This window comes from Paractinoplanes bogorensis (genome assembly GCF_018829635.1).
Taxonomy (GTDB): Bacteria; Actinomycetota; Actinomycetes; order Mycobacteriales; family Micromonosporaceae; genus Actinoplanes; species Actinoplanes bogorensis.
The window spans coordinates 354,882-380,833 of record NZ_JAHKKG010000001.1 but is presented as its reverse complement, the minus strand read 5'-3'; the positions used below and the strand labels follow the sequence as shown (position 1 = coordinate 380,833).

Annotated in this window: 23 protein-coding genes and 1 pseudogene; 12 read left to right on the top strand and 12 right to left on the bottom strand. The window is 70.5% G+C overall.

Annotated features, from left to right (window positions below; all coding sequences use genetic code 11):
- Window positions 1-102 precede the first annotated feature (102 nt).
- The 3 genes from KOI35_RS01840 (at window position 103) to KOI35_RS01830 (ending at window position 1,750) form a co-directional block, all read left to right on the top strand.
- Window positions 103-549, top strand: a complete 447-nt coding sequence (locus KOI35_RS01840; protein WP_308120734.1) for a hypothetical protein — start codon at window positions 103-105, stop codon at window positions 547-549.
- Complete coding sequence (locus KOI35_RS01835; RefSeq protein WP_215784216.1) at window positions 546-977, top strand: ferritin-like domain-containing protein; 432 nt, start codon at window positions 546-548, stop codon at window positions 975-977. Before KOI35_RS01840 ends, KOI35_RS01835 begins: the two co-directional genes overlap by 4 nt.
- 65 nt (window positions 978-1,042) lie before the next feature.
- The gene (locus KOI35_RS01830; protein WP_308120733.1) at window positions 1,043-1,750 is read left to right on the top strand and encodes a nucleotidyltransferase domain-containing protein; all 708 of its coding nucleotides are present in this window, start codon (window positions 1,043-1,045) and stop codon (window positions 1,748-1,750) included.
- On the opposite strand, the gene KOI35_RS01825 is transcribed toward KOI35_RS01830, so the two are convergent.
- On the bottom strand, window positions 1,751-2,449 hold the full coding sequence (locus KOI35_RS01825) for a VIT1/CCC1 transporter family protein (protein ID WP_215784214.1): 699 nt from the start codon (window positions 2,447-2,449) through the stop codon (window positions 1,751-1,753).
- A complete protein-coding gene (map, locus tag KOI35_RS01820; RefSeq protein ID WP_215784213.1) occupies window positions 2,446-3,303 on the bottom strand; it encodes a type I methionyl aminopeptidase in 858 nt (285 codons plus the stop codon). Before map ends, KOI35_RS01825 begins: the two co-directional genes overlap by 4 nt.
- Window positions 3,304-3,423: 120 nt before the next feature.
- Between map and KOI35_RS01815 the strand changes: the two genes are divergently transcribed.
- Window positions 3,424-3,735, top strand: coding sequence for an STAS domain-containing protein (locus KOI35_RS01815; protein ID WP_215784212.1), 312 nt, complete (start codon window positions 3,424-3,426; stop codon window positions 3,733-3,735).
- Here KOI35_RS01815 and KOI35_RS01810 read toward each other — a convergent pair.
- The 7 genes from KOI35_RS01810 to KOI35_RS01780 form a co-directional block, all read right to left on the bottom strand.
- Window positions 3,725-7,270 carry a SpoIIE family protein phosphatase gene (locus KOI35_RS01810; RefSeq protein ID WP_215784211.1) on the bottom strand — a complete coding sequence of 1,182 codons (3,546 nt, stop codon included), beginning with the start codon at window positions 7,268-7,270 and terminating at the stop codon, window positions 3,725-3,727. The genes KOI35_RS01815 and KOI35_RS01810 overlap by 11 nt on opposite strands.
- A 55-nt stretch (window positions 7,271-7,325) precedes the next feature.
- Window positions 7,326-8,075 carry a gamma-glutamyl-gamma-aminobutyrate hydrolase family protein gene (locus KOI35_RS01805; protein ID WP_215784210.1) on the bottom strand — a complete coding sequence of 250 codons (750 nt, stop codon included), beginning with the start codon at window positions 8,073-8,075 and terminating at the stop codon, window positions 7,326-7,328.
- Between the two features lie 24 nt (window positions 8,076-8,099).
- Complete coding sequence (locus tag KOI35_RS01800; RefSeq protein ID WP_215784209.1) at window positions 8,100-8,786, bottom strand: gamma-glutamyl-gamma-aminobutyrate hydrolase family protein; 687 nt, start codon at window positions 8,784-8,786, stop codon at window positions 8,100-8,102.
- 212 nt (window positions 8,787-8,998) lie between these two features.
- A complete protein-coding gene (locus tag KOI35_RS01795) occupies window positions 8,999-9,763 on the bottom strand; it encodes a 3-oxoacyl-ACP reductase (RefSeq protein WP_215784208.1) in 765 nt (254 codons plus the stop codon).
- Window positions 9,764-11,122, bottom strand: coding sequence for an aldehyde dehydrogenase family protein (locus KOI35_RS01790; RefSeq protein WP_308120732.1), 1,359 nt, complete (start codon window positions 11,120-11,122; stop codon window positions 9,764-9,766). It lies immediately after the preceding gene.
- 11 nt (window positions 11,123-11,133) lie between these two features.
- The gene (locus tag KOI35_RS01785; protein WP_215784206.1) at window positions 11,134-12,480 is read right to left on the bottom strand and encodes a glutamine synthetase family protein; all 1,347 of its coding nucleotides are present in this window, start codon (window positions 12,478-12,480) and stop codon (window positions 11,134-11,136) included.
- A gap of 61 nt (window positions 12,481-12,541) precedes the next feature.
- The gene (locus tag KOI35_RS01780; protein ID WP_215784205.1) at window positions 12,542-14,068 is read right to left on the bottom strand and encodes an amino acid permease; all 1,527 of its coding nucleotides are present in this window, start codon (window positions 14,066-14,068) and stop codon (window positions 12,542-12,544) included.
- Between the two features lie 806 nt (window positions 14,069-14,874).
- Between KOI35_RS01780 and KOI35_RS01775 the strand changes: the two genes are divergently transcribed.
- The 6 genes and pseudogenes from KOI35_RS01775 to KOI35_RS01755 all read left to right on the top strand — a co-directional run bounded on the left by KOI35_RS01775 (window position 14,875) and on the right by KOI35_RS01755 (window position 19,698).
- Window positions 14,875-15,234: a MerR family transcriptional regulator gene (locus KOI35_RS01775; protein ID WP_215784204.1), complete on the top strand. Its 360-nt coding sequence runs from the start codon at window positions 14,875-14,877 to the stop codon at window positions 15,232-15,234.
- Between the two features lie 63 nt (window positions 15,235-15,297).
- Window positions 15,298-15,416 (top strand): annotated as a pseudogene (locus KOI35_RS49280) (IS481 family transposase); the annotation flags it as partial.
- Window positions 15,417-15,766: 350 nt separating this feature from the next.
- On the top strand, window positions 15,767-17,029 hold the full coding sequence (locus KOI35_RS01770; protein WP_215784203.1) for a sensor histidine kinase: 1,263 nt from the start codon (window positions 15,767-15,769) through the stop codon (window positions 17,027-17,029).
- Window positions 17,026-17,676, top strand: a complete 651-nt coding sequence (locus KOI35_RS01765) for a response regulator (RefSeq protein ID WP_215784202.1) — start codon at window positions 17,026-17,028, stop codon at window positions 17,674-17,676. The genes KOI35_RS01770 and KOI35_RS01765 overlap by 4 nt, the downstream gene beginning before the upstream one ends.
- Before the next feature lie 76 nt (window positions 17,677-17,752).
- Entirely contained in the window at window positions 17,753-18,637 is an 885-nt protein-coding gene (locus tag KOI35_RS01760) for an ABC transporter ATP-binding protein (protein WP_215784201.1), read from the top strand.
- On the top strand, window positions 18,634-19,698 hold the full coding sequence (locus KOI35_RS01755; protein WP_215784200.1) for an ABC transporter permease: 1,065 nt from the start codon (window positions 18,634-18,636) through the stop codon (window positions 19,696-19,698). The genes KOI35_RS01760 and KOI35_RS01755 overlap by 4 nt, the downstream gene beginning before the upstream one ends.
- On the opposite strand, the gene KOI35_RS01750 is transcribed toward KOI35_RS01755, so the two are convergent.
- From KOI35_RS01750 to KOI35_RS01740, 3 genes are read right to left on the bottom strand one after another with little or no spacing between them, the layout of a single operon-like run.
- Window positions 19,688-20,293, bottom strand: coding sequence for a TetR/AcrR family transcriptional regulator (locus tag KOI35_RS01750; RefSeq protein ID WP_215784199.1), 606 nt, complete (start codon window positions 20,291-20,293; stop codon window positions 19,688-19,690). The genes KOI35_RS01755 and KOI35_RS01750 overlap by 11 nt on opposite strands.
- 12 nt (window positions 20,294-20,305) lie before the next feature.
- Window positions 20,306-22,441 (bottom strand): YhgE/Pip domain-containing protein, encoded by a 2,136-nt coding sequence (locus tag KOI35_RS01745; protein WP_215784198.1) that lies wholly within the window; start codon window positions 22,439-22,441, stop codon window positions 20,306-20,308.
- On the bottom strand, window positions 22,438-23,796 hold the full coding sequence (locus tag KOI35_RS01740) for an ABC transporter ATP-binding protein (RefSeq protein ID WP_215784197.1): 1,359 nt from the start codon (window positions 23,794-23,796) through the stop codon (window positions 22,438-22,440). The genes KOI35_RS01745 and KOI35_RS01740 overlap by 4 nt, the downstream gene beginning before the upstream one ends.
- A 132-nt stretch (window positions 23,797-23,928) precedes the next feature.
- Between KOI35_RS01740 and KOI35_RS01735 the strand changes: the two genes are divergently transcribed.
- Entirely contained in the window at window positions 23,929-24,891 is a 963-nt protein-coding gene (locus KOI35_RS01735) for an LLM class F420-dependent oxidoreductase (RefSeq protein WP_215784744.1), read from the top strand.
- A gap of 118 nt (window positions 24,892-25,009) precedes the next feature.
- Window positions 25,010-25,645, top strand: a complete 636-nt coding sequence (locus tag KOI35_RS01730; RefSeq protein WP_215784196.1) for a CG0192-related protein — start codon at window positions 25,010-25,012, stop codon at window positions 25,643-25,645.
- Window positions 25,646-25,952 lie beyond the last annotated feature (307 nt).

Sequence of the window (25,952 nt, the reverse complement as noted above, 5' to 3'; positions counted from 1 at the left end):
GAGACAGAGCGTAACGCGCTCGGACTCGGGCCGGTCCGCCGCCGCTCCGATTCCGCGCCATCCGCAGGTCACGGTGTGTACTCCATAGTGTTGACTGGCGCGGTGCGCAGACGACTCCTGGGGACGGCGGCCGCCTCCGCTCTCGCCGGCTCGGCCCTGGCCGGCTGCGGGCTCTTCGACGACGAGCCGGCGCCGCCCGAGCCGGCCGATCCGCTGCAGCCGTTGCTCGACGAGGCGATGGCGCTGGCCGCGTCCTACGATCGGGCGATCGCGGCCCAGCCCGGACTGGCCTCCCGGCTCACTCCTCTGGGCGACGACCACCGCGCCCACGTGGCCGAACTGACTTTGGTGATCGGCAAGACACCGCCGTCGGTCGCGCCCAGCGCCTCGGTCGGTGCGCCGGCCGAGACCGTGGCCTCCCTGCGCGAGGCCGAGCAGGCGGCGCAGAAGTCGGCGGTCGCGCTGTGCCGGGCCGCCGTTCCGGAGCGGGCGGCCCTGATCGGCTCGATCGCGGCATGCCGGGCCACCCACGCCGAGGCGCTGCGATGAACCCCCAGCTTGGCGCCGCGCTGGCCGCGGAGGAGGCCGCCATCTATGCGTACGGGCTGATCGGGGTGCACCTGGAGGGTCGCGGGGACGTGACCGAGGCGCGTACGGTCGAGCAGGCGCACCGCAATCGCCGCGACTACCTCGTCTCGCGTCTGTCCCAGCTCCGGGCCAGTGCGGCGCCGTCGCCCGCGGGCTATCAGCTGCCGTTCGAGGTGACCGACCGGGCCAGTGCGCTCAAGCTGGCCATCCACGTCGAGGACGGCGTGGCCCAGGCGTGGCGTCCGGTGCTGCCGGTGACCACCGGGAACGACCGGATCACGGCGCTGGCCGCGATGACCGAGGCGGCCGTACGGGCGACCCGCTGGCGCCGCCTGGCCGCGGTGAGCCCGGTGACCCTGCCCTTCCCGGGTCGCCCGACCACACCGTAAATGTCCCTTCTCCAGCTACGCGCTGTAGACCTACCGCGTACGCATGGATGCCCGAGAATGACGGAGTGCAGGACGAGATCGACTTCTACTCGCCGCGGGGACACCTCGCGAAGCGGCTGAGCGACGTGATCGGGGCCCGCTGGCCGGCCGAGGTACGCGCGATCGGCGTGCACGGCTCGCTGGCCCACGGCGACGACCACGACGGCAGCGACGTCAACCTGATCGTCCTGACCTACCGGGCCGGCGCCGGACCCCGCCCGGCGCTGCGCAAGGTCGACGGCATCCTGGTCGACCTGCGGGTGACCACGGCCGAGGAGGGTCTGCGCCAGGCCCGCGAGCTGACCCCGCGCTGGCCGCTGGAGGCCGAGCGCTTCGTCACCGCCCGGCCGCTGCACGATCCGCGCGGGCTGCTCGCCGAGCATCGCGACGCCCACCTGAGCCGGCTCGCCGAGGCCCGGCCGCCCGAGTTCAGCGGGCTGGCCCGGCACGACTGGGAGATCGCCGCGGCCGCCCACGCCCGGGCCGTACGGCTGGCCGAGTACTACGACACCGACGCCGCGCTCGTGCTGATGGCCGAGGCCCGCGTGCACGCCGCCCTGGTCGCCGGGCTGCTCTCGCGCACCTACTTCCGCAACCAGGCCGACGCCGTCAAGCGCACCGGGCTGGCCGGCGCCGACGTGCAGGAACTGGGCAAGATCCTGGACGCGCAGGCCGAGGACCTGACCGCGCGCGGCCGCCCGGTCGACGGCACCCTGGCTGCCCTCTTCGAGTGATCAGCTGACGCCCACGCCGATCAGGACCCCGATCCCGTACGTGGCCGCGGCGGCCAGCGCTCCCAGGACGAGCTGACGCAGGCCGCCCGACCACCACGGGCGCGCGGTGAACCGGCCGACCACGGCCCCGGCCACGAACAGGCCGAGCCCGCCCACGGCCAGCGCGAGCCACAGGCTGTCGAAGCCGAGCAGATAGGTGAGCAGCGGGATCAGCGCGCCCACGGCGAAGCACACGAACGACGACCCGGCCGCCGTCCACGGGCTGGGCAGTTCGTCCGGCACCACGCCCAGTTCCTCCTGCGCGTGCACCCGCAGGGCCTGATCGGGGTGCTCCTTGAGGACGTCGGCGACCTGCCGGGCCAGCGGCTCGGGCAGCCCGCGGGCGACCCACATCCCGACCAGTTCGTCGGCCTCGCCCTCGGGGTTGAGCCGCAGCTCGCGCAGTTCCTTGGTGAGCTCGGCCGCGACCTGTTCGTTCTGGGTCCGCACGCTGGTGTACTCGCCGATGCCCATCGAGATGGCCCCGGCGACCAGGCCGGCCACCCCGGTGAGCACGAGGGTGCCGCGGTCGACGCCACCGCCGCCCACGCCCGCGATCAGCGCGATGTTGGTGACCAGCCCGTCCATGGCGCCGAAGGTGGCGGCCCGCAGCCAGCCACCGGAGACGTCGGCGTGGTGGTGCTCGGCGACCGCGGTCACGGCAGGGTGAGGATTTCCGCGCCGTCGTCGGTGACCACCAGCGTGTGCTCGAACTGGGCCGTCCACCTGCGGTCCTTGGTGACGGCGGTCCAGCCGTCCTTCCACATGTCGAACTCGGCGGTGCCCAGCGTGATCATCGGCTCGATGGTGAAGGTCATGCCGGTCTCGATCACCGTGTCGTAGCGCGGGTCGTCGTAGTGCGGGATGTAGAGCCCGGAGTGGAACGTCTCGCCGATGCCGTGACCGGTGAAGGCGCGGACCACGCCGTAGCCGAACCGCTTCGCGTACGACTCGATGACCCGCCCGATGACGTTGATCGGCCGGCCCGGCGCCACCGCCTTGATGCCGCGCATCATCGCCTCGTGGGTGCGCTCGACGAGCAGGCGCGCCTCCTCGCTCGGCTCGCCCACGCAGAACGTCGCGTCGGTGTCGCCGTGCACCCCGTTCAGATAGGCGGTGACGTCGACGTTGATGATGTCGCCGTCCTCGAGCACGGTCGAGTCGGGGATGCCGTGGCAGATCACCTCGTTGACCGACGTGCAGCAGGACTTGGGGAAGCCTTTGTAGCCCAGCGTCGACGGGTACGCCCCGTGGTCGCACAGGAACTCGTGCACCACCCGGTCGATCTCGTCGGTGGTCACGCCCGGCTTGCAGTGCTCGCCGGCGAGCTGGGTGGCCTGCGCCGCCAGCCGCGAGGCGATCCGCATCCGGTCGACCGTCTCGGGGGTCTGCACGTGCGAGCCGCGCCACTCTTTCGGGCGCTTCTTGCCGACATATTCGGGACGGACGATCTGCGCCGGGACCGCCCGCCAGGGCGACTGCCTTCCCGGCGCCAGTGGGGCGCGAACTGTCATAGCCCCAGCCTATCGCCGGGTACCCGGCGCCCGACGCGCTGCCGGGCGCGCGAAAACGGCCCGGTTGAGTCCGATCGGGCGGTTCTTGCCGCTCACCGGCCCCTGTGTAATCGTGTCAACGTGGATCAAGAGCGGTCGGACCCAGACTTCGCGGCCACCGCCGTCGTGGAGTCGGGACGGGTCGTGGTGACGGTCAGCGGCGAGGTCGACATGTCCACCGCCGAGTCGATGTTCCGCACCGCCACTCCGGCCGGCGCCACGGCCGCCACCGTCGACCTGCGCCAGGTGACCTTCTTCGACTCGGCCGCGATCCACGCGCTCCTGCGGTTGTCCGACCACTACGGCGACGGCCTCACCGTGCTGCCGTCGTCGCAGGTGCGCCGGGTGCTCGAGATCTCGGGGCTGTCGACGCAGCCGTGGCTCAGCGACTGAGCGGCCGCCGCACCGTCACCGAGGTCCCCTCGTCCGAGCGCAGCACCGCCAGTTCGGACAACGCACCGATCAGGGCCAGCCCGCGCCCGCGGAACCCGCCCGACTGGCTGGGCCGCCAACTGCCGGTGTCGCGCACCACGACCGTCACCGCGTCGTCGGCCAGCGATGCCTCCACCGTGATCACCGGCTCGGCCGGCTCGATCGGGTGCTCGATCGCGTTCGCGGCCGCCTCGGAGACGGCGATGCTCAGGTCGAACGCGTCGGCCTCGGGCACGGCGTGTGCGGTCAGGAAGTCGTCCAGCCGCCGGCGCAGCACACTGAGCTGACCGGGGTCGGCCGGCAGCCGCAGCACGAAGTCGCGGGGCTCGGTCGCCTCCAGCGCGAGCAGCGCGATGTCGTCGCGCCGGGTTCGCCGGGCCGCCTTGCTCAGCAGCGCGTCCAGCAGATCCTCCAGGTTGTCGGCCGGTTTGGCGGCGTCGGTGGTCAGCTCGGCCAGCCCGGCGTCGATGCCGGTCCGGCGGTCCTCGACCAGGCCGTCGGTGTAGATCAGCAGCCGGGACCGGGCGGGCATCCCGGTCGAGCGGGTCGGGTAGTCGACGTCGGTGAGCGCGCCGATCGGCGGGCCCATCGCCGAGTCGTACAGGAACGTGCCGAGCTCACCGGGCCGCACCAGCACCGGCGGCGGGTGACCGGCCGACGAGTAGTGCAGCCGCTGCTCCCGCGGGTCGAACCGGACACACACGACGGTGGCGAACTGGCGGCGGCCGAGGTTGTCGACCAGCCGGTTGAGCCGGGTCAGCGCCGCGCCGCAGTCGAATCCCTCGAGGATGTACGCGCGCAGGGCGTTGCGCAGCTGACCCATGCCCGCCGCCGCCTGCACCCCTTTGCCGACCACGTCCCCGATCACCAGATAGAGCTGCTCGTCGTGCCCGGCGATCACGTCGTACCAGTCGCCGCCGACCTCGGCCTCGCTGCTGCCGGGCCGATAGCGACCGGCCAGCACGGCCCCGGGCACCTCGGGCAGGGACTGGGGCAGCAGGCTGTGCTGCAGCGTGCTGGCGATCCGGTGCTCGGCCTCGTAGAGCCGGGCGTTCTCCAGGCGCAGCCCGATGATCCGGGCCAGCTGGGTGAGTACGGCCTGATCCGGTACGCCGTCCGCCGACGACCAGACCCGCAGCTCGCCGACGGTCGCGCCGGACGTGTCGGGCAGCGGCAGCACGGCGTCGGGACCGGCCGACGGTTCGGCGCCGCCGTCCACCTCGGCCCGCGCGCCGGGCACGGTCAGCACCACGCGGCCGGCCGAGGTCATCGCCCGGACGTGCTCGGCCGCGACGTCGAGCACGTCGTCCGTGGTACGCGCGGCGTTGACCGCGGCCGCCGTGTCGACCAGCCCGCGCAGCCGGCCGATGATCTGGCGGCGGGCCTGCCCGAGGTCGAGGTTGGCCCGCACCCGGGCGGTCAGGTCGCGGGCCGAGAACGGCTTCACCAGGTAGTCGTCGGCGCCGGCGGCCAGGCCCTCGACGGAGGCCTCCTCGCCCGCCCGGGCCGAGAGCACGACGATCGGGACATGCCGCGTGCGCTCGTTCGCGCGCAGGGCGGCGATCAGGCCGAACCCGTCCAGCCGGGGCATCATCACGTCGGTCAGCACGAGGTCGAACTCCTGGCGCTCGGCCAGCTCGAGCGCGGCCCGGCCGTCGACCGCGGTGGTGACCTCCCACATCGGCCGGAGCAGCCGGGCCAGGTGGTCCCGCAGGTCGGCGTTGTCGTCGGCCAGCAGGATGCGACCGCGCGGGTGATCCGTCGACGGCTGCGGGCGTACGGGGGAAGGGTCTTGATCGTCGCCCGCCCACCAGTGCGCGGCCTCCTCGACGTAGGCCCGCGCGTCGATCTCTCCGACGATGTCGCCGGCCACCTCGGTGATCCGGTCGGCCGGCAGGTGGCCGGCGCCGAACGGGATCGTGATCACGAAGACGGTGCCTACGCCGGGCTCGCTCTCGGCCCCGGCCGACCCGCCGTGCAGCTCGGCCAGCTCACGCACCAGGGCCAGACCGATGCCGGTGCCCTCGTGACTGCGTGACCAAGTGCCGGTGACCCGGTGGAAACGGTCGAACAGCATCGGCAACTGGTCGGCCGGGATGCCGGCGCCGGTGTCGCGGACGGTCAGCTCGGCACCGCGGTCGGCCGCCCGGACGCGCACCTCGATGCGGCCCCGGGCGGTGAACTTGACCGCGTTGGACAGCAGGTTGAGGACGATCTTCTCCCACATCTCGCGATCGACGTAGACCGGCTCGGGCAGCGGCGGCGCGTCCACCACGAGCTCGAGACCGGCGCGTTCCGCGGCCGACCGGAAGGTGCTGGCCAGCCGGGTCGTGTAGTCGGCGAGATCGGTCGGCCGGTAGGCCGCGCGCAGCCGGCCCGATTCCAGCCGCGAGAAGTCGAGCACCGTGTTGACCAGCTTGAGCAGCCGCAGGGCGTTGCGTTGCATGGGGAGCAGCCGCTCGCGCTCGGCCGCGGGCAGCGCGGGCTCGTCGAGCAGGTCATCCAGCGGGCCCAGGATCAGGGTCAGCGGCGTCCGGAACTCGTGGCTCACGTTGGAGAAGAAGTTGGTCTTGGCCCGGTCGAGGGCGGCCAGCTCGGCCGCGCGGGCCCGTTCCTGCTCGTACGCTTGCAGGTTGCCCACGGCCCGGGAGATCTGCGCGGCCGCCAGCTGGAGGAAGTCGCGGTAACCGCCGTCGAGCGAGAGATAGCGGCTCACCCCGAGGACCAGCGCACCGACGTGAGCGGTGCCCACGATCACCGGCAGCACCAGCGCCTGCCCGGCGGCCGGGGGCGCCGCGTCGACGATGTCGCGCAGGGGCACCGGTGCCGGGATCGCGATGACCCGCCGCACCTCGTCCGGCTCGTCATCGAGGATCAGTTTCGCGTACGGGACGTCGGCCGCGTTCTCCGCGAACACCGCCGCCACGTCGGCCACCAGAGCCGCCTGATCGGGTGAATCGGCCAGTCGCCGGCCGAGCGCGCTGAGCGTACGGACCCGCCGTTCGCCCAGCACCCGCGCGGTGGTGTCGGTGACCACGCACAGGACGCCACCGACCGTCCCTTCGTCGCGCCGGATCGGGTCGTACGAGATGTCGAAGTACGCCTCTTCGAGGAAGCCGTGCCGCTCCAGCATGAACGGGTGGTCGCCGGCCCAGAACGCCTCGTCGTCGGCCACCACCCCGTCGAACAGGCTCCGCAGCACAGACCACGTCTCGGCCCACAGCTCGCGACCGGGCCGGCCCAGGAACTGCGGGTGCTTGGTGCCCACGGCCGAGATGTAGGCGTCGTTGTAGAGCGAGCAGTACTCCGGGCCCCAGAAAATGATCATCTGGGACCGGGAGGCCAGCATGGTCACGACGACGTTCTGCAGTTCGGGCGCCCAGGTCGCCGGCGGGCCGAGCGGGCTGGCCGACCAGTCGAGCCCGGCCATCCGGCGGCCCATCTCGCCGCCGCGCTCGAACGCCACGCGCAGCCGATTCGGGAGGGTGACGTCCATCGGCCCTCCCACGTGGCTCGTTACCTTGCTACGAGTGAGCACGGTAACACCGCGCTTACGCCGCGAACGCCTCCGGCTTCAGTCCGGAACGCTTGGCCGCGGCCTCGACGAGAGCCGCGAAGACCCGCAGATCGGCGGTCCGCTCCGGATGCCACTGGACGCCCAGGGCGTACGCGTAATCAGGGTCTTCGATGATCTCGATGACCCGGTCGTCGGGGCACCAGCCGGTCGCCGTGAACGATCCCGGGTCGTCGACCCCCTGGTGGTGGAACGAGTTGACGGTCGCGTGCGCCCCGAGCAGGGTGTGCGCGATCGAGCCGGGCTCGGTGATCACGTCGTGCCGGCCGTACGCGGAGGCGTCCGCGGCCAGCGGGTCGGTGCCCGCCGCGGCGCGGTGCCGCTCGTGGCCGATCAGGTCGGGCAGGTGCTGGTGCAGCGAGCCCCCGCCGACGACCGCCATCACCTGCATGCCCCGGCACACCCCGAGGGTCGGCAGGTCGGCCGCCAGCGCCGCCCGCATCAGCATGATCTCGGACTCGTCGCGCTCCTTGTCGACCTCGGTCGCCGGATGCCGCTCGGCCCCCCAGTACGCCGGATCGACGTCACCGCCGCCGCTGAACACGATGCCGTCGAGCGACTCGATGACGTCGGTTCCCGGATCGTCCGGGGTGATCAGTACGGCTCGTCCGCCGACGGCGTGCACGGCTCGCACATACGTCATCGGGAGCATGCCCGCGATGAGGTCGTTGCTGCCGTACTGCACCTGCTGGGCGTACGCGGTCATACCGATCAGGGGCCTGCGCATTCGTCGACTTCCTCCTCGTAGCTCTTATTTTTGGCGTGCGGCCGCAACCAGGGCGCCGAACAGCCGCTCGTCACGGGTCACTTCGGGGTGCCACTGGACGCCGAGGACGAACCGGTGGCCCGGATCCTCGACCGCCTCGGGCAGTCCGTCCGCCGCGTGGCCGGTCACGGTGAGTTTCCCGGCATCGGCCACGCCCTGGTGGTGGAAACACCGGATGCCGAGCTCGTCGCCCATCAGTCCGGCTATCCGGCTGCCCGGGACGAGCGAGGCGTCGTGCTCGCCGTAGACACCGGGGGCCGGTCGGTGGCGCTCGTGGCCCAGGACGTCGGGCAGATGCTGGTGCAGGGTGCCTCCGTTGGCCACCACCAGCAGCTGCATGCCACGGCACACACCGAGAAGGGGTACATCCAGTTCCAACGCCCGCCGGACGAGCAGTATTTCGGCGCGGTCCCGATCGGGGCGGGTCACGGTGAGCGGCTCGGGCTCGGCGCCGTAGAACCCGGGGCTCAGATCGGGGCCGCCGGCCAGCACCAGACCGTCGAGCATCCCGAGGACGTCGGTGTCTTCGTGCGGGGGGATGAGCACCGGCCGGCCACCCGCCTGGGTGACCGCTTCGGTGTAGTCGTGCGGCACCAGCGTGGTGGGCAGATCACGCCAAACGCCCCAGGTGGCGGGTTCCACATAGGTCGTGATGCCGATGATCGGGCGCATCGCCCCACCGTAACCAGATCATGTTTCCGAGCAACAACCGAACGGGGGAAAACAGGCGCGCGGCGTCGCCTCCGGGTGGAGGCGGCGCCGCGCCTGGGTCCTTCTGTCCCACCTACACCGGGATCGACCGGCGCGGGCGGGGATTCGACCCCTTCACCCACTTCGTCAGCGGGTGTACCAGGGCCTTCCCCGTGAAAACGGAGTCTTAAACATTACAGCGGCGTTACATAGGCTCCGGTAATTCCGCCGTCGACGACGAACTGCGAAGCGGTCATGAACGAGGCGTCGTCGCTGGCCAGGAACGCGACGGCGGCGGCGATCTCGGCCGGCTCGGCGAAGCGGCCCATCGGCACGTGCACCAGGCGGCGGGCGGCCCGCTCCGGATCCTTCGCGAACAGCTCCATCAGCAGCGGGGTGGCCACCGGTCCGGGGCAGAGCGCGTTGATCCGGATGCCCTCGCGGGCGAACTGCACGCCCAGCTCGCGGGTCATCGCCAGCACCCCGCCCTTGCTCGCGGTGTAGGCGATCTGCGAGGTCGCGGCGCCGAGCAGGGCGACGAACGACGCGGTGTTGATGATCGAGCCCTTGCCCTGCCGCTGCATGTGCGGGATCGCGTACTTGCAGCAGAAGAACACGCTGGTCGTGTTGACCTTGAGCACCCGCTCCCACGCGTCCAGGCCGGTGACCAGGATCGAGTCGTCGTCGGGCGGGCTGATGCCGGCGTTGTTGAAGGCGATGTCGACCCGGCCGTGGCGCTCGGCGACCCCGTCGAACAGGGCCTTGACCTGCTCCTCGTCGCTGACGTCGCAGGCCACGAACTCGCCGTTGATCTCCTTCGCGATCGCTTCGCCCGCTTCGGCGGAGATATCGACGCAAACGACGAACGCGCCCTCGGCGGCGAAACGCCGGGCCGTCGCGAGACCGATACCGCTGCCGGCGCCGGTGATGACGGCGACCCGGTCCTGTAGACGCTCCACTTAATCTCCCATTGCCATGAACACGTTCTTGACGTCCGTGAAGCTGAGCAACGCGTCCGGTCCCAGCTCACGGCCCAGACCGGACTGTTTCATGCCGCCGAACGGAGTCCAATAGCGCACCGATGAATGGCTGTTGACACTCAGCGCTCCGGTTTCCACGGCCCGCGAGACGCGCAGGGCCCGGCCCAGGTCGCGGGTCCACAGCGAGCCCGACAGTCCGTACTCGGTGTCGTTGGCCAGGCGTACGGCGTCTTCCTCGTCCGTGAACGGCAGCACGCTCAGCACCGGCCCGAAGACCTCTTCGCGCCAGTGCGGGTCGTCGGTCGAGTGGGCGAGCAGCACCGTCGGCGGGAACCACCAGCCGTCGGTTTTCGGGGCATCTCCGCGGAAGGCGACGTCCGACCCTTCCACGTATGTTTCCACGGTCTTCCGGTGCGACGCGGAGATCAACGGGCCCATCTCGGCGTCCGTCCGGGCCGGATCGGTGACGCGGAATGCCTTGACCGCGGGCTCGAGCAGGGCCAGGAACTTGTCGTAGACCGACTCCTGCACCAGCAGCCTCGACCGGGCGCAGCAGTCCTGCCCGGCGTTGTCGAACACGCTGCCCGGAGCGCTCGCCGCCGCCTTCTCCAGGTCGGCGTCGGCGAAGACGATGTTCGAGCTCTTCCCGCCCAGTTCGAGGGTCACCCGCTTCACCTGGTCGGCCGCGCCCGCCATGATCGACTTGCCGACCTCGGTCGAGCCGGTGAAGCAGACCTTCCGTACGGCCGGATGGGTCACGAACCGCTGCCCGACGATCGAACCCTTACCCGGGACGATGGTGAAGACGCCCTCGGGCAGGCCGGCCTCGAGGGCCAGCTCGCCCAGCCGGATCGCGGTGAGCGGGGTCAGTTCGGCCGGTTTGAGCACGACGGTGTTGCCGGCCGCCAGCGCCGGGCCGAACCCCCAGCCGGCGATCGGCATCGGGAAGTTCCACGGCACGATGATGCCGACCACGCCGAGCGGCTCGTGGAACGTCACGTCGAGACCGCCGGGCACCGGGATCTGGCGGCCGCTGAGCCGCTCGGGCGCGCCCGCGTAGTAGTCGAGCACGTCCCGGACGTTCCCGGCCTCCCAGCGGGCGTTGCCGATGGTGTGGCCGGCGTTGCGCACCTCGAGCCCGGCCAGCTCGTCGATGTGGGCGTCGACCACGGCGGCAAAGCGACGAAGCAGCCGTGCACGGTCTCCGGGCGCGACGGCCCGCCAGGCTGGGAACGCCTGGGCGGCCCGCTCGATGGCGGCGTCGGTGGCCGCCAGATCCAGCGACGGCACGGTCGTGAAGACCGCGCCCGTCGACGGGTTGATGACTTCTGTGGTCATGTTGCCCATGATCACATCCGTTCGAAGCCGCGGCGCAGCTCCCAGTCGGTAACCGCCGCGTCGAACGCGGTCAGCTCGACCTGGGCCATGTTCGCGTAGTGGCCGACCACGTCGGCCCCGAACGCCGCCTGCGCCACCTCGCTGGCCAGCCACAGCTGCTCAGCCTCACGCAGCGTGGTCGGCACTCGATCGGCCGCCGCGTCCTCGTACGCGTTGCCCGGCGTCTCCGGCTCCAGCTCGAGCTCGTTCTCGAGCCCGTGCAGCGCGCCCGCGACCAGCGCCGCGATCGCCAGATAGGGGTTCACGTCCCCGCCCGGCACCCGGTTCTCGACGCGCATACCCTGGCCGTGCCCGGCGATCCGCAACGCACACGTACGGTTGTCGACCCCCCAGCGCAGCGCGGTCGGCGCGAACGATCCGGCCTGATACCGCTTGTACGAGTTGATGTTGGGCGCGAACAGCAGGCTGAACTCACGCATGGTGGCCAGAAGCCCGGCGATCACCCGCTGCCCGGTGACGCTGAGGTGGGCCGGCCCGTCGCCGAGCATGGCCGACCTGCCGTCCGCACCGCGCAGCGAGAAGTGGATGTGGCACGAGTTGCCCTCGCGCGCGTTCGGCTTGGCCATGAAGGTCAGCGACATGCCCTCCTGGGCGGCGATCTCCTTGGCCCCGTTCTTGTAGATCACGTGGTTGTCGGCGCAGGTCAGAGCGTCGGCGTAGCGGAACGCGATCTCGTGCTGGCCATAGTTGCACTCACCCTTGGCGCTCTCCGGGATCAGCCCGGCGCCGTACATCTCGTTGCGGATGCGCCGCAGCAGCGGCTCGACCCGGGCCGTCCCCAGCAGGGAGTAGTCCACGTTGTACTGGTTCGCCGGGATGAGGTCGCGATACCCCTTGTCGAAGGCCTGCTCGAACGTGTCCTTGAAGAGCACAAATTCAAGTTCGGTTCCCGCGTACGCGGTCAGTCCGTGCTCGGCCAGCCGATCGAGCTGCCGTTTCAGGATCTGCCGGGGCGATGCGTAGACCGGCTCCCCGCCCGTGGTCTCGAGGTCGGCCAGCACCATGGCCGTCCCCGGCTGCCACGGCACCGGGCGCAGCGTGGTGAAGTCGGGCTTCATCACGAAGTCGCCGTACCCGCTGGCCCACGACGACATCTCGTAGCCGTCCACGGTGTTCATGTCGACGTCCACCGCGAGCAGGTAGTTGCAGCCCTCGCTGCCGCCGCTGACCACCTCGTCCATGAAGTAGCGGCCGTGCAGGCGCTTGCCCTGCAGCCGGCCCTGCATGTCGGTCAGCGCCAGCAGCACGGTGTCGATGCTGCCGTTGTCGACGGAGACGTCCAGTTCCTCGAGATCCATGCGGGATTGTCTCCTCGTTCGTCGGGGGCCGGGCACGAATGCGCCCGGCCCCGTTCCGTGGTCAGTTCTCGGTCGGCATGGTCTGTTCGCCGTGATGGGCCTTCTCGATCAGATTCTGCTTCGGCCCGGTGAACCACTTGCGAGCGCTCGCGAACCACCAGATCGTGGCGAACGCGAGCACCACCAGCACCGCGAAGATCGTGTAGTTGAAGTTGGCCGCGGTGATCGGGCTGGCCGTGGGCAGAACGAACAGCACACAGATGATCACCACCCAGACGATCGCGATCCAGCCGACGACCGCGCTCCACTTGCCCAGGTGCCACGGGCCGCGTTCGAAGTCCGGGTTCATCCGGCGCAGGAACACCGGCACGACGTACGCGATGTAGAGACCGATGACCGCGACCGAGGTGGCCGCCAGGTAGGCCGTCGTGTTCCACAGCGACGGCAGCACCAGCAGCGTCGACAGCGTCACACAGAGCCAGATGGAGTTGGTCGGCGTACCGGTGCGGGGGTTGACCTGCTTCCACAGCCGCGAGCCGGGCAGTGCGCCGTCGCGGGCGAAGGCGTACGACATCCGCGAGTTCGCGGTCACCGAGGCCATACCGCAGAACCACTGCGCGACCATGCAGATGAAGAGCAGGAACGTCCCCAGGTTGTGCCCGGCGGCGTCGATGAAGATCTGCGCCGGCGGCAGGCCCAGGTCGGTCGTCCGCTGCGCCTCGTAGTCCTGGATCGACCAGGTGATCGCGAACAGCAGCACGAAGCCGGCGATCACCGAGACGACCACCGACATGACGATGCCGCGCGGGGCGGCGTTGGCGGCGTCGTGCGTCTCCTCGGCGACGTGGGCCGAGGCGTCGTAGCCGGTGTACGTGTACTGCGCCATCAACAGACCGATGAGGACGGCGTACACCCCGGCCCCGGCGAACGTGAAGCCGGTGGCGTTGTGCACCTCGGTGAACACCTCGCCGATCGGCTTGTGGGTGTCCGGCACGATGGCCAGCACGCCCACGATGACCGCCACACCGACCAGGTGCCACCAGGCGCTGACGTCGGACAGCACACGCACCAGGTTGACGCCGAACGTGTTCAGCAGCCCGTGCACGATGATGATGACCAGGAAGATCAGGAACGTACGGCCGGTGGTGACCTCCATGTCGAAGGTCAGGCTGAGGAACGCCGCCGTGGTGATGGCCGCGCCGAAGTCGATCGCGGCGGTGACGGCGACCTCACCGAGGAAGTTGAACCAGCCCACGAACCAGGCCCAGGCGGCCTTGTTGCGTTTGGCCAGCGCCGCCGCCCACCAGTAGAGCGCGCCGGCGGTCGGATAGGCCGAGCAGACCTCGGCCATGGCCAGGGCCACGAAGGTCACCATGATGCCGACGAACAGCCAGCCCAGGGTGATGGCGATCGGGCCACCGGCGGTCATGGCGATGCCGTACGACGTGATCGCGCCGGCCAGAATGGAGATGATCGAGAAGGAGACCGCGAAGTTCGAGAAGCCGGACAGTCGGCGATGCAGTTCCTGCTGGTAGCCGAGTTGGGCAAGGCGTTCTTCGTCGGTGCTGGGTGCGGGGTTGACGGCCATGTGCGGCTCCCTTACCGAAGGGTTGCTGTGACCGGGGCCACGGCGTGCCGTGATGATCTCCCCGCTGTGTTACCGACGTCAATGCACAGCGTTAATTGCGTTGCCGCGACCGGTCGGCGGGCCGCACACTCGTAGCCATGACAGGGCACTCATCCACGGCCCTGCCGGTGTTCTGACGCTGACGCAGCGGCGAGCCCTCGGCAGGCTTCGCGAACACCCTCGGGGCAGCCATCGGCGCCCCCACCCGCGGCGGCGCGGGGCGCGGTCACCTCTCTCTCACGCGGCTTCGCCGCGCCCGGCGCCCGCTCCGCGCCGCCGCCCCAACATCGTTTTCACCTGCGGAAACTCAAGCACCTCCAGCGATATGTCCAAAAAATCTGTAGCCGCGGTACTAGAAATCCCGGGTCGATCGGAATAGAGTCTGTGACGTCGGCCACGCACAGCCGGCACCGAATTGGCAGACCCTGAGTTGGCTAAGGAGGACGAGATACCGCAGCAACGCGCAAGCTCAACGTCCCCGACCCGACAAGAGGTGATCGCAGCCGATGCCCATCACTCCGGTGGTCCGCTAGCGGCACGCAGGCGGACAACCGCATGCGCCGGCGACGGCCGGCATCAGAATTGAAAAGCCAAGGCCCCGGTTACCCGCCGGGGCCTTGGATTGTCTGCCCTGCCGGCAACGCCCCGGCAGGAGCGCAGCCTTGGATTGTCTGCCCTGCCACCATGGATTGTGCTCTGACCTTTTTGGGCACACGGTAGTGAAGTACCGGAGACCCCGGACGAGTAGTTCCCCCCGGAAGGGCAGCATGAGCACGACCTTCGACGACGCCGACTTCCCGGCGTACACGATGGGCCGCGCCGCCGACATGATCGGCGTGACCCCCGCCTTCCTCCGCAGCCTCGGCGCCGCCGGCCTGATCGAGCCGGAACGCTCCCACGGCGGCCATCGCCGATACTCCCGGCACCAGTTGCAGCTCGCGTTCCGCGTCCGGCAACTGCTCGACGAGGGCATCCTGCTCGCCGCCGCGTGCCGCATCGTCACCCTGGAAGACCGGTTGGCGGCCGCACACCGCCAGATCCTCGAGCTGGGCGGCACCCTCACCCCGGACGACGACGCCGACGTCCCGATCCAGACCCACACCGAGCCTTACCCGAACGCCTCCTGATATCGCCGGTCAACGCGTTCTTTGGAGCCTCACGCCGTTCCGCAACCAAGACCCTCCCGCCAGGTCGTCCGTGTCGCTGACGAACCGATCCGCCGCTACGAGCGCCCGGTGATCTGCTCCACTGCGACGTCAAACTCGGCGGCCTCCCCGACGGAGGCGGCTGGCGCTACGTCGGCCGCCGTGGCAGGACAACATCGAGCCGACATAGCTCACCTGTTCTGGACGAAAGCGCAGATCAACACATCAACCAGGGGGACGCTGTCCGTCGAGGTGGTGGGAGATCGGCCCCCTGCCGGACTTCTCATTTGTTGCGGTTTACGTCAAAAGCCATCACCGGAGGCGGGGTGGTGTTCGTCGTGCGAAAGGTGGGCGTCCAGTGCCGGGCCCTGGAATGGCTGGGGTCAGGTCAAGGGCTGGCACTGTGGGATGTCCGTAGTGGGGGCGTTCCGTAGCCACCGTGCGGGGGTCCGTGCGGGCTCACCGTTTACTCCGGCGATCTTGAGGTTTTCGGGCGTGTGGCAGGCTCGGGGCTATGGCCGACCTTGAGGACTGGCAGCGGCCGGGGCCTTCGGCTCGGCAGCGGCGTGCCGACGTGGCTATCGGGCTTGGAGTGGTGGCCGCTGCGCTGCTCTACGTGATGCTGGCGCGCAGCTCGGGGCGGCTCGTGTGGGGTGTTGAGCGCAGCGCCTACGAGCACCTTGCCTTTGCCTTTGCGATCACGATTCCGCTGGTCTGGCGGCGCCGCTACCCGGATGTTGTGCTGGTCGTCACGGCCGTGGTGTTCATCGCGGGGCAGGTTCGTGAGGCGCAGGAGGTGCAGTTCGCGGCGGGGGCGATCTTTGCGGCGATCTACTGCGAAGGGGCGTGGGGGCGCGATCATGGCCGTGCCCGCTGGCTGCGCATCGGGGTGATCGGGGCGATGTTCGCGTGGCTTGCGGTGGCCTGGCTGCTGGCCGTCGACGGGCTGCCCGCCGACGCGTTTCCGGACGGCACGGGGGAGCTTCCGCCGCTGCTCTCGGCGCTGATCAGTCAGGTGTTGCTGAACGTGCTGATCTTCGGGTTCGCCTACTTCTTCGGTGAGATCGCCTGGTTGTCCGCGCGTCGTGAGGCGGTGCTGGTCGGGCAGGCCGAACAACTGCAGCGGGCCCGCGCGGTGGCCGAGGAGCAGGCGGTTGTCACCGAGCGGCTGCGGATCGCCCGTGAACTGCACGACGTCGTTGCTCACCACGTGTCGGTGATGGGCATCCACGCCGCGGCGGCCCGGCGCGCGATGGACCGCAACGTGGAGACGGCCCGCGATTCCTTGACGTCCGTTGAGGAGAGCGCCCGTACGGCCGTGGACGAACTTCAGCGCATGCTCGGCGCCCTCCGCACGTCCGACGAGCCGGTCACCGCGCCCAGCCCGGGTGTCGAGCGGGTCGAGGAGTTGCTCGACCGGGTTCGGGAGGCGGGGCTGACGCCGCAGTTCGCCGTCTTCGGGGATGCGGTGCCGCTGCCCGTGTCGACGTCGCAGACCGCGTACCGGATCGTGCAGGAAGCCGTGACCAACGCGCTCAAGCACGCGGGAGCGTCCACGGTGGACGTGCGGATCCGCTATCTCACCCGGGAGCTGGAGATCGACGTGGCCGACGACGGGCGGGGCGCCACCACCAAGGTGGGCGGGATGGGGCTGATCGGCATGCGCGAGCGCGTCGGGCTGCTCGACGGGACGGTCGAGACGGGCAACCGGACGGGAGACACGGGCGGTTTCCGCGTACGGGCCAGACTCCCTCTGATGACGACGGTGGCGAAATGATCCGGGTCCTCCTCGCGGATGACCACCGCCTGGTGCGGACCGGCTTCCGGGTGATCCTCGGCCTGGAGGATGACATCGAGGTGATCGGCGAGGCCGAGGACGGCGCGCAGGCCGTCGCCGCCACCGCGGAGCATGCGCCCGACGTGGTGCTGATGGATGTCGAGATGCCGGTCATGGACGGCCTGGAGGCGACCCGCCGGATCGTGGCCGCCGGGGGCGGGCCGTCGGTGCTGATCCTGACCACGTTCGATCGGGACGACTACCTGTTCGCGGCGCTCGAGGCGGGCGCGAGCGGGTTCCTGCTCAAGAACAGCTCGCCGGAGTCGCTGGTCGAGGCCGTACGGGTGCTCGCGCGCGGCGACGCCCTGCTCGCGCCCGAGATCACCCGCCGCGTGCTGTCGGCCTTCGCACGGCCGGTCCCCAGTCAGCCGGCCACGAGGCTCGACGAGCTGACCCCGCGCGAGCACGAGGTGCTGGTCGCGCTGGCCGCCGGCGCCACCAACGCCGAGATCGCCACGTCGCTGCACCTCGGCGAGACCACGGTCAAGACGCATGTGAGCCGCGTGCTGACCAAGCTCGGGGCGCGCGACCGCACCCAGGCCGTCGTGATGGCGTACGAGCTCGGGGTGGTCCGCCCGGGGCAGTAGTCCTCCCTGCGGAGGACCCGGTGGATCATGCGCGAGCCGGACGTATTTCCGGCCCGGATTGCCTAGCGTCGAAGGCATGCTGAACGTCGATTCCGTCAGCCGCAGTTTCGGGGACCGGGCCGTGCTCAAGAACGTCTCGTTCTCCGTCGGCGGCGGCAAGCTGACCGGGTTCGTCGGTGCGAACGGTGCCGGCAAGACCACCACCATGCGGATCATCCTGGGGGTGCTGGCCGCCGACACAGGCGAGGTGACGCTGGGCGGCACGCCGCTGACCCGGGAGATCCGGCAGCGGTTCGGCTACATGCCCGAGGAACGCGGCCTCTATCCCAAGATGACCGTGCACGACCAGATCGTCTACCTAGGCCGGCTGCACGGATTGAGCAGTGCAGCGGCCGAGGAACGTACGGGAAAACTCTTGGATCGCCTGGGGTTGGGCGAACGGGCGGGCGAGAAGCTGGAGAAGCTGTCGCTCGGCAACCAGCAGCGGGCCCAGGTCGCGGCCGCGCTGGTGCACGACCCCGAGGTGCTGGTGCTGGACGAGCCGTTCTCGGGGCTCGACCCGATCGCCGTCGAGACCATGGTCGAGGTGCTGCGGGACCGGGCCGCGTCCGGGGCGCCGGTGCTGTTCTCCAGCCACCAGCTCGAGCTGGTCGAGCGCCTGTGCGACGACCTGGTGATCATCGCGGGCGGCACCATCGCGGCCGCCGGCGACCGGGCCACCCTGCGCGCCCAGCACGCCGTGCCGCGCTACCAGCTGCAGGTCGACGCCGACGCTGGCTGGCTGCGCGATCAGCCGGGCGTCACCCTGATCGACCTGGACGGCGCCCGGGCCGTCTTCGACCTGGAACCCGGGTTCGACGACCAGAAGGTGCTGCACGCCGCGCTGGAGCGTGGCCCGGTGCGCGCCTTCGGGCCGGTCGTCCCGACGCTGACCGAGATCTTCCGAGAGGTCATCCGATGAGCACCTACACCGCCGCCAAGGTTGTCGCCGCCCGCGAGATCAAGGTCAAGCTGCGCGACAAGACGTTCCTGTTCAGCACCGCGTTCTTCCTGCTGTTCTCGATCGCCGTGACGGTGCTGCCGGCGATCTTCTCGGGCGGGCCGACCACGGTCGCCGTCGCCGACCAGGCCACCGCCACCGTGTTGCAGCAGGCCGATCTCGAGGTACGCGTGGTCGCCGACGACGCGGCCGCCGAGAAGTTGCTGCGCGACGGCGACGTGGACGCCGCGGTGATCGCCGGGCCTGAGGTGCTCGCGATGCAGGATCGGCCGGGCGACGTGGTTTCGGCGTTGAGCACGGCTCCTCCCGTACGCATCCTCGACCCCAACGCCGTCGATCCGTTCCTGGCCTACATCGTCCCGTTCGCGCTGGCCTTCGTCTTCTTCTTCACGTCGTTCCTGTTCGGCCTGCAGATCGCGCAGAGCGTGACCGAGGAGAAGCAGACCCGCATCGTCGAGATCCTGGTCGCCAGCGTGCCGACCCGGGCCCTGCTGGCGGGCAAGGTCGCGGCCCTCTCGTTGCTGGCGTTCGTGCAGGTGGCCCTGATCGCCATCGTGACGCTGGTCGGGTCGCGGCTGGCCGGGCTCGACAGCGGCGTGCTGCGCCTGCTGGAACCGACGATCGGCTGGTTCGTCGCGTTCTTCGTGGTCGGCTTTGTGATGCTGGCCGCGCTGTGGGCCGGGGTGGGTGCGATGGCGTCGCGTCCGGAAGAGCTGAGCAGTTCGTCCCAGCCGGTGCAGATGGCGGTCATGCTGCCGTTCTTCGCGGTGATCTTCTTCGGCGAGAACGACCTGGTGATGCGGGTGCTGTCCTACGTGCCGATCTCGGCGCCGGTGGCCATGCCGGTCCGCGTCTTCACCGGCGACGCGGCGCTGTGGGAGCCGCTCGTCTCGCTGGTCATCATGGCCGCGACGGCCGCGTTGCTGCTCGCCGTGGGCACCCGGATCTACGAGGGTTCGCTGCTGCGCACCAACGGCAAGACGTCGTGGGCGACCGCCTGGCGGTCCCGCACTACGGGGTAGTAGTCCCGCCCACACGCCGCACGATCGCCAGGAGCGACTCCTCGACACTCTCGAGGGGTCGCTCCGGCATGAAGACCAGCCAGTCGACGGCCACCACCAGTCCCACCCCGAACAGCGCCGACGACGCCACCCGCACATCCAGGTCGGCCGGCAGATCACCCGAGTCGACACCGGCCTGCACGGTCTCGGCGATCACCCCGATGGCCTGCTCGCGCAGCAGAATCAGCGTCTGCTGCCACTCCCGGTTGGTCCGCCACATCTCCGAGATCAGCAGCTGCGCGAACGCCCGATAACGGCGGATGTATTCGAGCTGGGCCCGGACCAGGGCCGCCACCGCTTCTCGCGGGGGCAGCCCCTGCACCGCGGCCCGGAACTCCTCGGTCAGCAGATCGATGCCGTGCCGCAGCAACTCCTCGAACAGCACGGTCTTGGACTTGAAGTTGTAATAGACCGTGCCCTTGGCGACCTGGGCCCGCAGCGCGATGTCGTCCACGGTCGTCGCCGAGAAACCCTGCTCGGCGATCAACTCGACGGCCGCTTCGAAGAGCCGCTGCCGGGTGTCCTCCCGTCGCCGCGTGCGCCCGTCCGTGGTCATGCCGCCAGTCTTTCAGAGCACGAGAGCGGGGTGCAGGTCGCTCGGGGTCAGTCGCCGGCTGCGCCACGCGGTGACCAAGGTCAAGATCAAGGCCGTTCCCCCGTACGCGATGAGGACCGCGACCCCCGTTCCGACGGTGCTCCAGGCCCCACCGTCGATGACGTGGCGCGCGGCCTGCACCACGTACGTCATCGGAAGCAGCGGGTGAATCGCCTGGAAGAACCCCGGCGAGGTCTGCACCGGGTAGGTGCCGCCGGACGACGTCAGCTGCAGCATCAGCAGCGCCAGGGCGAGGATGCGGCCCGGGGCACCGAACGCGGCCCCCAGCAACTGCATGATCGCCGCGAACACGGCCGCGGTCAGCATCAACAGCCCCCAGGTCGCCCACGGTCGCACCGGGTCGAGCCCGAGCCCGAAGTGCACGACCAGGAAGAGCAGCGTCGCCTGCACCAGCCCGACCGCGACGGCGGGCAGCAGACCGGCCAGCACCACCCGGTACGTCGGTGCCTCGCTGACCAGATGGCGCCGGTTCAGCGGCTTCAGCACCATGAACGTGATCATCGCGCCCACCCACAGGGCCAGGGCCAGGAAGTACGGCGCGAAGCCGACCCCGTACGTGGCGGCCGGATGCCGGACGTCCCGGTCCAGCGCCACCGGGTTGCCGAGCACGTCGGCCCGGTCGCTCGGGTCGTCGCCGTAGCCCGGGATCCGGTCGGCGCCGTCGGCCAGTCCGCCGGCCAGTCGTTCGGCGCCGCCCTGCAGGTCGCCGAGACCGTCCGCGAGCTGGTGACCGCCACTGGCCAGAGTGGTCAGTCCGCCGGACAGCTGACGCGCCCCGGACGACAGCCGATAGATGCCGCCCTCGAGATCCTGGGCGCCCTGCCGGGCCTGCGCGGTGCCGGTGCTGAGTTGTCCCGCTCCCGTCGCGAGCCGGTCGAGTCCGGCCGCGAGCTGGTCGACCCGCGTACGGGCGGCCTGCACGTCGTCGGCGAGGTGCGGCGCGGTCGCCGCGATCTGCCGGGCCGTGGCCGCGACCTGCCGCAACTCGGTCCGTAGCTCCGACAGATCGGACGCGCCTTGAATCTTCTGAGCCGCACTGAGCAGTCGCCCGGCGATCGCCTTCGCGTCGGCCAGCCCCTCGGTGTCGTCGGGCAGCGTGTTCAGGTAGTCGTTCAATTGCCGCGCATCACGCACCGCCTGATCGGCGGCCTGGTCGACCGCCCCGATGTTGGCCGCGAGCGTGTCTGCGCCCCGGGCCACCAGGGTGGCGGCGTCGGCGATGCGTTCGGCGTTGTCCCGCAGCAGCGGCTCGGCCTTGTCGGCGGCCGCGTCCACCGCCGTCGCCAGCTGCCGTCCGCCGTCGGCCGCCTGCCGAGTGCCGGTGGCCAGCTGCCGCGCGCCCGCGTTGAGCTGGGCCAGCCCGTCGGCCAGGTCACCGGCCCCGGTCGCGGCCGTCCCGAGCCCGCTCGTCAGGCGTCCCGCGCCGTTCCGGGCGTCGTCCAGCCCGCCCGACAGCCGGTTCGCCCCCGACTCGGCACTGGACGCTCCGTCCTCGAGTTTTCCGGCGCCGTCGGCGGCGTCCTGGGTCTGCTTCTTCAGATCGGTGAACCCGATCAGCATCTTGTCGAAATATCCCGACGAGGCACTAGCGGCGGCGGCCGATCGCACTTCGTCGAACGCGGTCCGCGCGAACACCCCGCTCAGATAATTCGTGGCGTCGTCACTGACCGCCATGAGCTGTGCCTGTTTGGCCGCCTGGTTCTGATCGGGCCCGCTGACCAGGTCGGTCGAGAAGCCGGCCGGAATCCGGAGCGAGATCTGGAAGCTGCCGTCGGCCAGCCCCTTCTCGGCGGCGGTTTCGTCGACCACATGCCAGTCGAACACTTCCCGGTCGATCAATTCGTCGGCCAGGTCCTTCCCCGCATGCACCGACGTGCCGTCACTGGCCGTGGCCGCCCGGTCCTCCACCACGAGAGCAGCCGGAATGTGATTGAGCCGCCCGTACGGATCCCAGAACGCGTACAGATAAAGCGCCCCGTAGAGCAGTGGTATGACCGCCAGCGTGGCCAGCGCGGCCCGGGTCAGTCGACCCCGCAGGAACCGCTTCAGCTCCATCCCGGCCAACGACAATGTGGACAGATTGCTCATCGCTCTTCCTCCCCGACCCGCTCTTCCCCAGCCACCACGTCGCCGCCGCCCGACTCGCTGTCCGCACCAGAGCCGGCGACTTCCCCACTCACCGACCCGCTGCTCGTCCCGGAGCCGGCAATGTCCGCAGCCTCAGACGCGCTGCTCGCCTCGGAGCCAGCGACTTTCGGAACCTCGGAAGCGCCGCTCGTCCCGGAGCCGGCGACCTCCGACGCGCCGCTCGTCCCGGAGCCAGCCGACCCGGACAATTCCTCGCTGAGCCGCTCGCCGTTCGGACTCGGCTCACCGGCTCTCGCATCCGCCCGCTCGCCACCCGGGCCTGACTCGACCACTTCCACACCCACTCGCTCACTGCTCAGCGTCGGGATGCCTGTGGCGGCGTCCGCCCAGTCGCCGTTCGGCTCCGAGCCGACGCCATCCGCGCTCACCCGATCGCGCCCCGGCACCGACCGAGCGAGTCCCACCTCGACGTGCCCGCCGTTCGATCCCGGGTCCGCGGCTCCCGACTCGCCGCCAACCTGCAACGTGGCGACTTCGGCGCTCGCCCGTTCACCGCTCCGCTCGGAGTCGGCCGCTCCCCCGCCCATCGGCGGGTCTTTGTCGAGCACTCCCGCGTCAACCGGCTCCCTCGACGTCGCGCCGCCGTCTTCGCGAGCCGCCCCCGGGATGACACCCATGTCTCCGATCGCGGCCGGCACCGCGACAACACCCCCGCGCACTCCTTGCGCGACATCGCCCTCGCCTGGCGCCACGTTGACCGATTCGCCGGGAGCGGCACCATCCGAAGTGGAGTCACCCAGCCGGATCACGGTGGAGAAGCGGGACCCGTCCACCTCGCGGGCGGTCACGATCACGGCCACTCCGCCGGCGGCCAGCGATGTCAGCAACTGCCACAGCGACTCCTGCTCCCGCGCATCCAGACCGTCGTCGAAACCGTCCAGCGCGATCACGGCGGGATCCGCGAGCTGGGCGAGAACCAGTCCGAGGAGCTGTTTCTCGTACGGGGAAAGGTCTTGACCCTGCCTCTGCGGATCCAAGCCGTGGAGCCGGACCGACCGTCGGCGGGAACGGCCGAGCAGAGCCAGCCGTTCGCGGACGTGTTCGGCGACGGTGAAGACCGGCTCGGGCGCCGAGACGTCGGGTACGTAGCCCAGTGACGCGCGCCCGGTGAGCTCGACGCGGCCGGCCGCGAGCCGGAACCGCCGGGCCAGCGCCAGCGCCGCCGTCGTGCGGCCACTGCCGGGCGGGCCGACGATCGCGACCAGCTCACCCGGCTCGATCGTGACGTCGAGATCGCGGAAGAGCCACCCGCGGCGACGGCGCACCCCGGCCCCGCGGGCGATGAGCACCGGCATGGCCGCTCCTCAAACTTAGACTGACTGGTCAGTACAAAAACATACCCCCGACACCGATCGATGTGACATCTCCGTGGTGGACCTCACTACCGGGCCCAAGGCAGGATCGTGGTCATGTCGATGCGATGGGGCATGACCGTTCCGCTGGGCGGCATCCCGCTCTCCGAGCACAGAGGCGTCTTCGCGGCGCTGGCCGACGCCGGATTCACCGACCTGTGGACCTCGGAGGTGGCCGGCTCCGACGCCTTCACCCCGTTGACGCTGGCCGCCGCGTGGGCGCCGCAGTTCCGGCTCGGCACGGCCATCGCGCCGGTCTTCACCCGCGGGCCCGGCCTGCTGGCGATGACCGCGGCCGCGCTCGCCGAGACCGCTCCGGGCCGGTTCCAGCTGGGCATCGGCGCTTCCTCGCCGGTCGTGGTCGGTGACTGGAACGCCGCCGACTTCACCGATCCGTTCCAGCGCAGCCGCGACATGCTGCGCTTCCTGCGGGCGGCACTGGCCGGCGAGCTGGTCGACGAGCAGTTCGAGACTTTTCCCGTACGCCGTTTCCGCCTCGAACGGCCCCCGGCGGTCCCGCCGCAGGTGCTGCTGGCCGCGCTGCGCCCCGGCATGCTCCGGCTGGCCGCCGCCGAGGCCGACGGCGTGATCCTGAACTGGCTGTCCCCGGCCGACGTCACCACGGCTCTGGCCGAGGTCAAGACCGACAAGCCGGACTTCGACGTGGCGGCCCGCATCTTCGTCTGCCCGACCGACGACGCGGCCCACGCCCGCCGGGTCGGCCGTCGCATGATCGCGGCCTACCTGACCGTGCCCGCGTACGCCGCTTTCCACCGTTGGCTGGGCCGCGACGAGACGCTGGCCCCGATGTGGCAGGCCTGGTCGGCCGGCGACCGCAAGGGCGCGCTGGCCGCGATCCCCGACGAGGTGGTCGACGACCTGATCGTCCACGGCACCGCCGACGAGTGCCGGGCCAAGGTCGAGGCCTACGTGGCGGCGGGCATCACCGTCCCCGCGATGGCCCTGCTCCCCACACCGACGCTGGAGTCAGGCGATCCGGCCGCGATCCTGCCCCTGTTGACTTCCCTCGGGCGCTAGACATTTGGGCTGATCAGGGCGTTGAGCCGTCGACACGGGGCGAAATGGGCGTCGGGGCGAGACTGTCAGGCTGTTTGCCGGTGACCGTGGGGCGCATGGGGAAACTACGATGCGGCGCATGGCATTGATCCACAAGGCGACTTTGAGTCCCACCAAGGTTGAACTGCTGGCGGCGTGGCTCCCGAGCCGCTCGTGGTATCAGGGCACGGCCGGCGCCGCGGTCGAGCGGGTGGCGTCCTATCGGTTCGACGATCCCGAGGGTGAAGTCGGTATCGAGACGCTGCTGGTCACCGCGGGGACCGGGCCGACCTACCAGGTGCCGCTGACCTATCGGGGCGCTCCGGTCGAGGGGGCCGACGAGTGGCTGGTCGGCACGACCGAGCATTCGGTGCTGGGCCGCCGGTGGGTCTACGACGGGACGGGCGACGTCGTCTATGCCGAGGCGCTGGCGCAGGCCCTGCTCACCGGCAGCGGCCAGGCCCAGGAGTACATCGAGACCGACGGGCACCTCGAGCCGCGCCAGCCGAGCATGACCGTGACCACCAGCCTGATCAACGAGATCGCCGAGGCCCGCGCGGTCACCGCGATCACCCACGTCGACCCGGCCAACCCGACGGTGATCGAGACCGACAAGCTGGTGCTGACGATCCCCCGCATCCTGGATCGCGGCGTCTCCCACCCGGGTGCGGTCCTCTTCGGCACCTGGAAGGCCGCGCCCGCCTCGACACCGCTGGCCTTCGCCCGACCGCTCTGAAAGCCGAGCACCCCGCCCGAGCCGAGCACCCCGCCCGAGCCGGGCACCCCGCCCAAGCCGGGCACCCCACCCGAGCCGGGCACCCCACCCGAGCTGGGCACCCCGCCCGAGCCGAGCACCCCACCCGAGCCGAGCACCCCACCCGAGCCGGGCGCGCCACCTGAGCTCGGCCCGCCGCTACAGCCGGAAGCCGCGTGCGGCCTTTCGTTGCAGCCAGGCCGTGCGCAGCGGCGGGGACCCGTCTTTTGCGGTTGTTGACCGGGCTTCCTCGTACGGGAAAAGAAGCGGAAGAGACACGAAAGGCGCA

Bases quoted from the DNA above. Each gene is read 5' to 3' on its own strand.
- KOI35_RS01835 (WP_215784216.1), top strand. From the start codon at position 546: ATGAACCCCCAGCTTGGCGCCGCGCTGGCCGCGGAGGAGGCCGCCATC.
- map (WP_215784213.1), bottom strand. From the start codon at position 3,303: ATGACAGTTCGCGCCCCACTGGCGCCGGGAAGGCAGTCGCCCTGGCGG.
- KOI35_RS01810 (WP_215784211.1), bottom strand. From the start codon at position 7,270: ATGGACGTCACCCTCCCGAATCGGCTGCGCGTGGCGTTCGAGCGCGGC.
- KOI35_RS01805 (WP_215784210.1), bottom strand. From the start codon at position 8,075: ATGCGCAGGCCCCTGATCGGTATGACCGCGTACGCCCAGCAGGTGCAG.
- KOI35_RS01800 (WP_215784209.1), bottom strand. From the start codon at position 8,786: ATGCGCCCGATCATCGGCATCACGACCTATGTGGAACCCGCCACCTGG.
- KOI35_RS01790 (WP_308120732.1), bottom strand. From the start codon at position 11,122: ATGACCACAGAAGTCATCAACCCGTCGACGGGCGCGGTCTTCACGACC.
- KOI35_RS01785 (WP_215784206.1), bottom strand. From the start codon at position 12,480: ATGGATCTCGAGGAACTGGACGTCTCCGTCGACAACGGCAGCATCGAC.
- KOI35_RS01780 (WP_215784205.1), bottom strand. From the start codon at position 14,068: ATGGCCGTCAACCCCGCACCCAGCACCGACGAAGAACGCCTTGCCCAA.
- KOI35_RS01775 (WP_215784204.1), top strand. From the start codon at position 14,875: ATGAGCACGACCTTCGACGACGCCGACTTCCCGGCGTACACGATGGGC.
- KOI35_RS01770 (WP_215784203.1), top strand. From the start codon at position 15,767: ATGGCCGACCTTGAGGACTGGCAGCGGCCGGGGCCTTCGGCTCGGCAG.
- KOI35_RS01765 (WP_215784202.1), top strand. From the start codon at position 17,026: ATGATCCGGGTCCTCCTCGCGGATGACCACCGCCTGGTGCGGACCGGC.
- KOI35_RS01760 (WP_215784201.1), top strand. From the start codon at position 17,753: ATGCTGAACGTCGATTCCGTCAGCCGCAGTTTCGGGGACCGGGCCGTG.
- KOI35_RS01755 (WP_215784200.1), top strand. From the start codon at position 18,634: ATGAGCACCTACACCGCCGCCAAGGTTGTCGCCGCCCGCGAGATCAAG.
- KOI35_RS01750 (WP_215784199.1), bottom strand. From the start codon at position 20,293: ATGACCACGGACGGGCGCACGCGGCGACGGGAGGACACCCGGCAGCGG.
- KOI35_RS01745 (WP_215784198.1), bottom strand. From the start codon at position 22,441: ATGAGCAATCTGTCCACATTGTCGTTGGCCGGGATGGAGCTGAAGCGG.
- KOI35_RS01740 (WP_215784197.1), bottom strand. From the start codon at position 23,796: ATGCCGGTGCTCATCGCCCGCGGGGCCGGGGTGCGCCGTCGCCGCGGG.
- KOI35_RS01735 (WP_215784744.1), top strand. From the start codon at position 23,929: ATGACCGTTCCGCTGGGCGGCATCCCGCTCTCCGAGCACAGAGGCGTC.
- KOI35_RS01730 (WP_215784196.1), top strand. From the start codon at position 25,010: ATGGCATTGATCCACAAGGCGACTTTGAGTCCCACCAAGGTTGAACTG.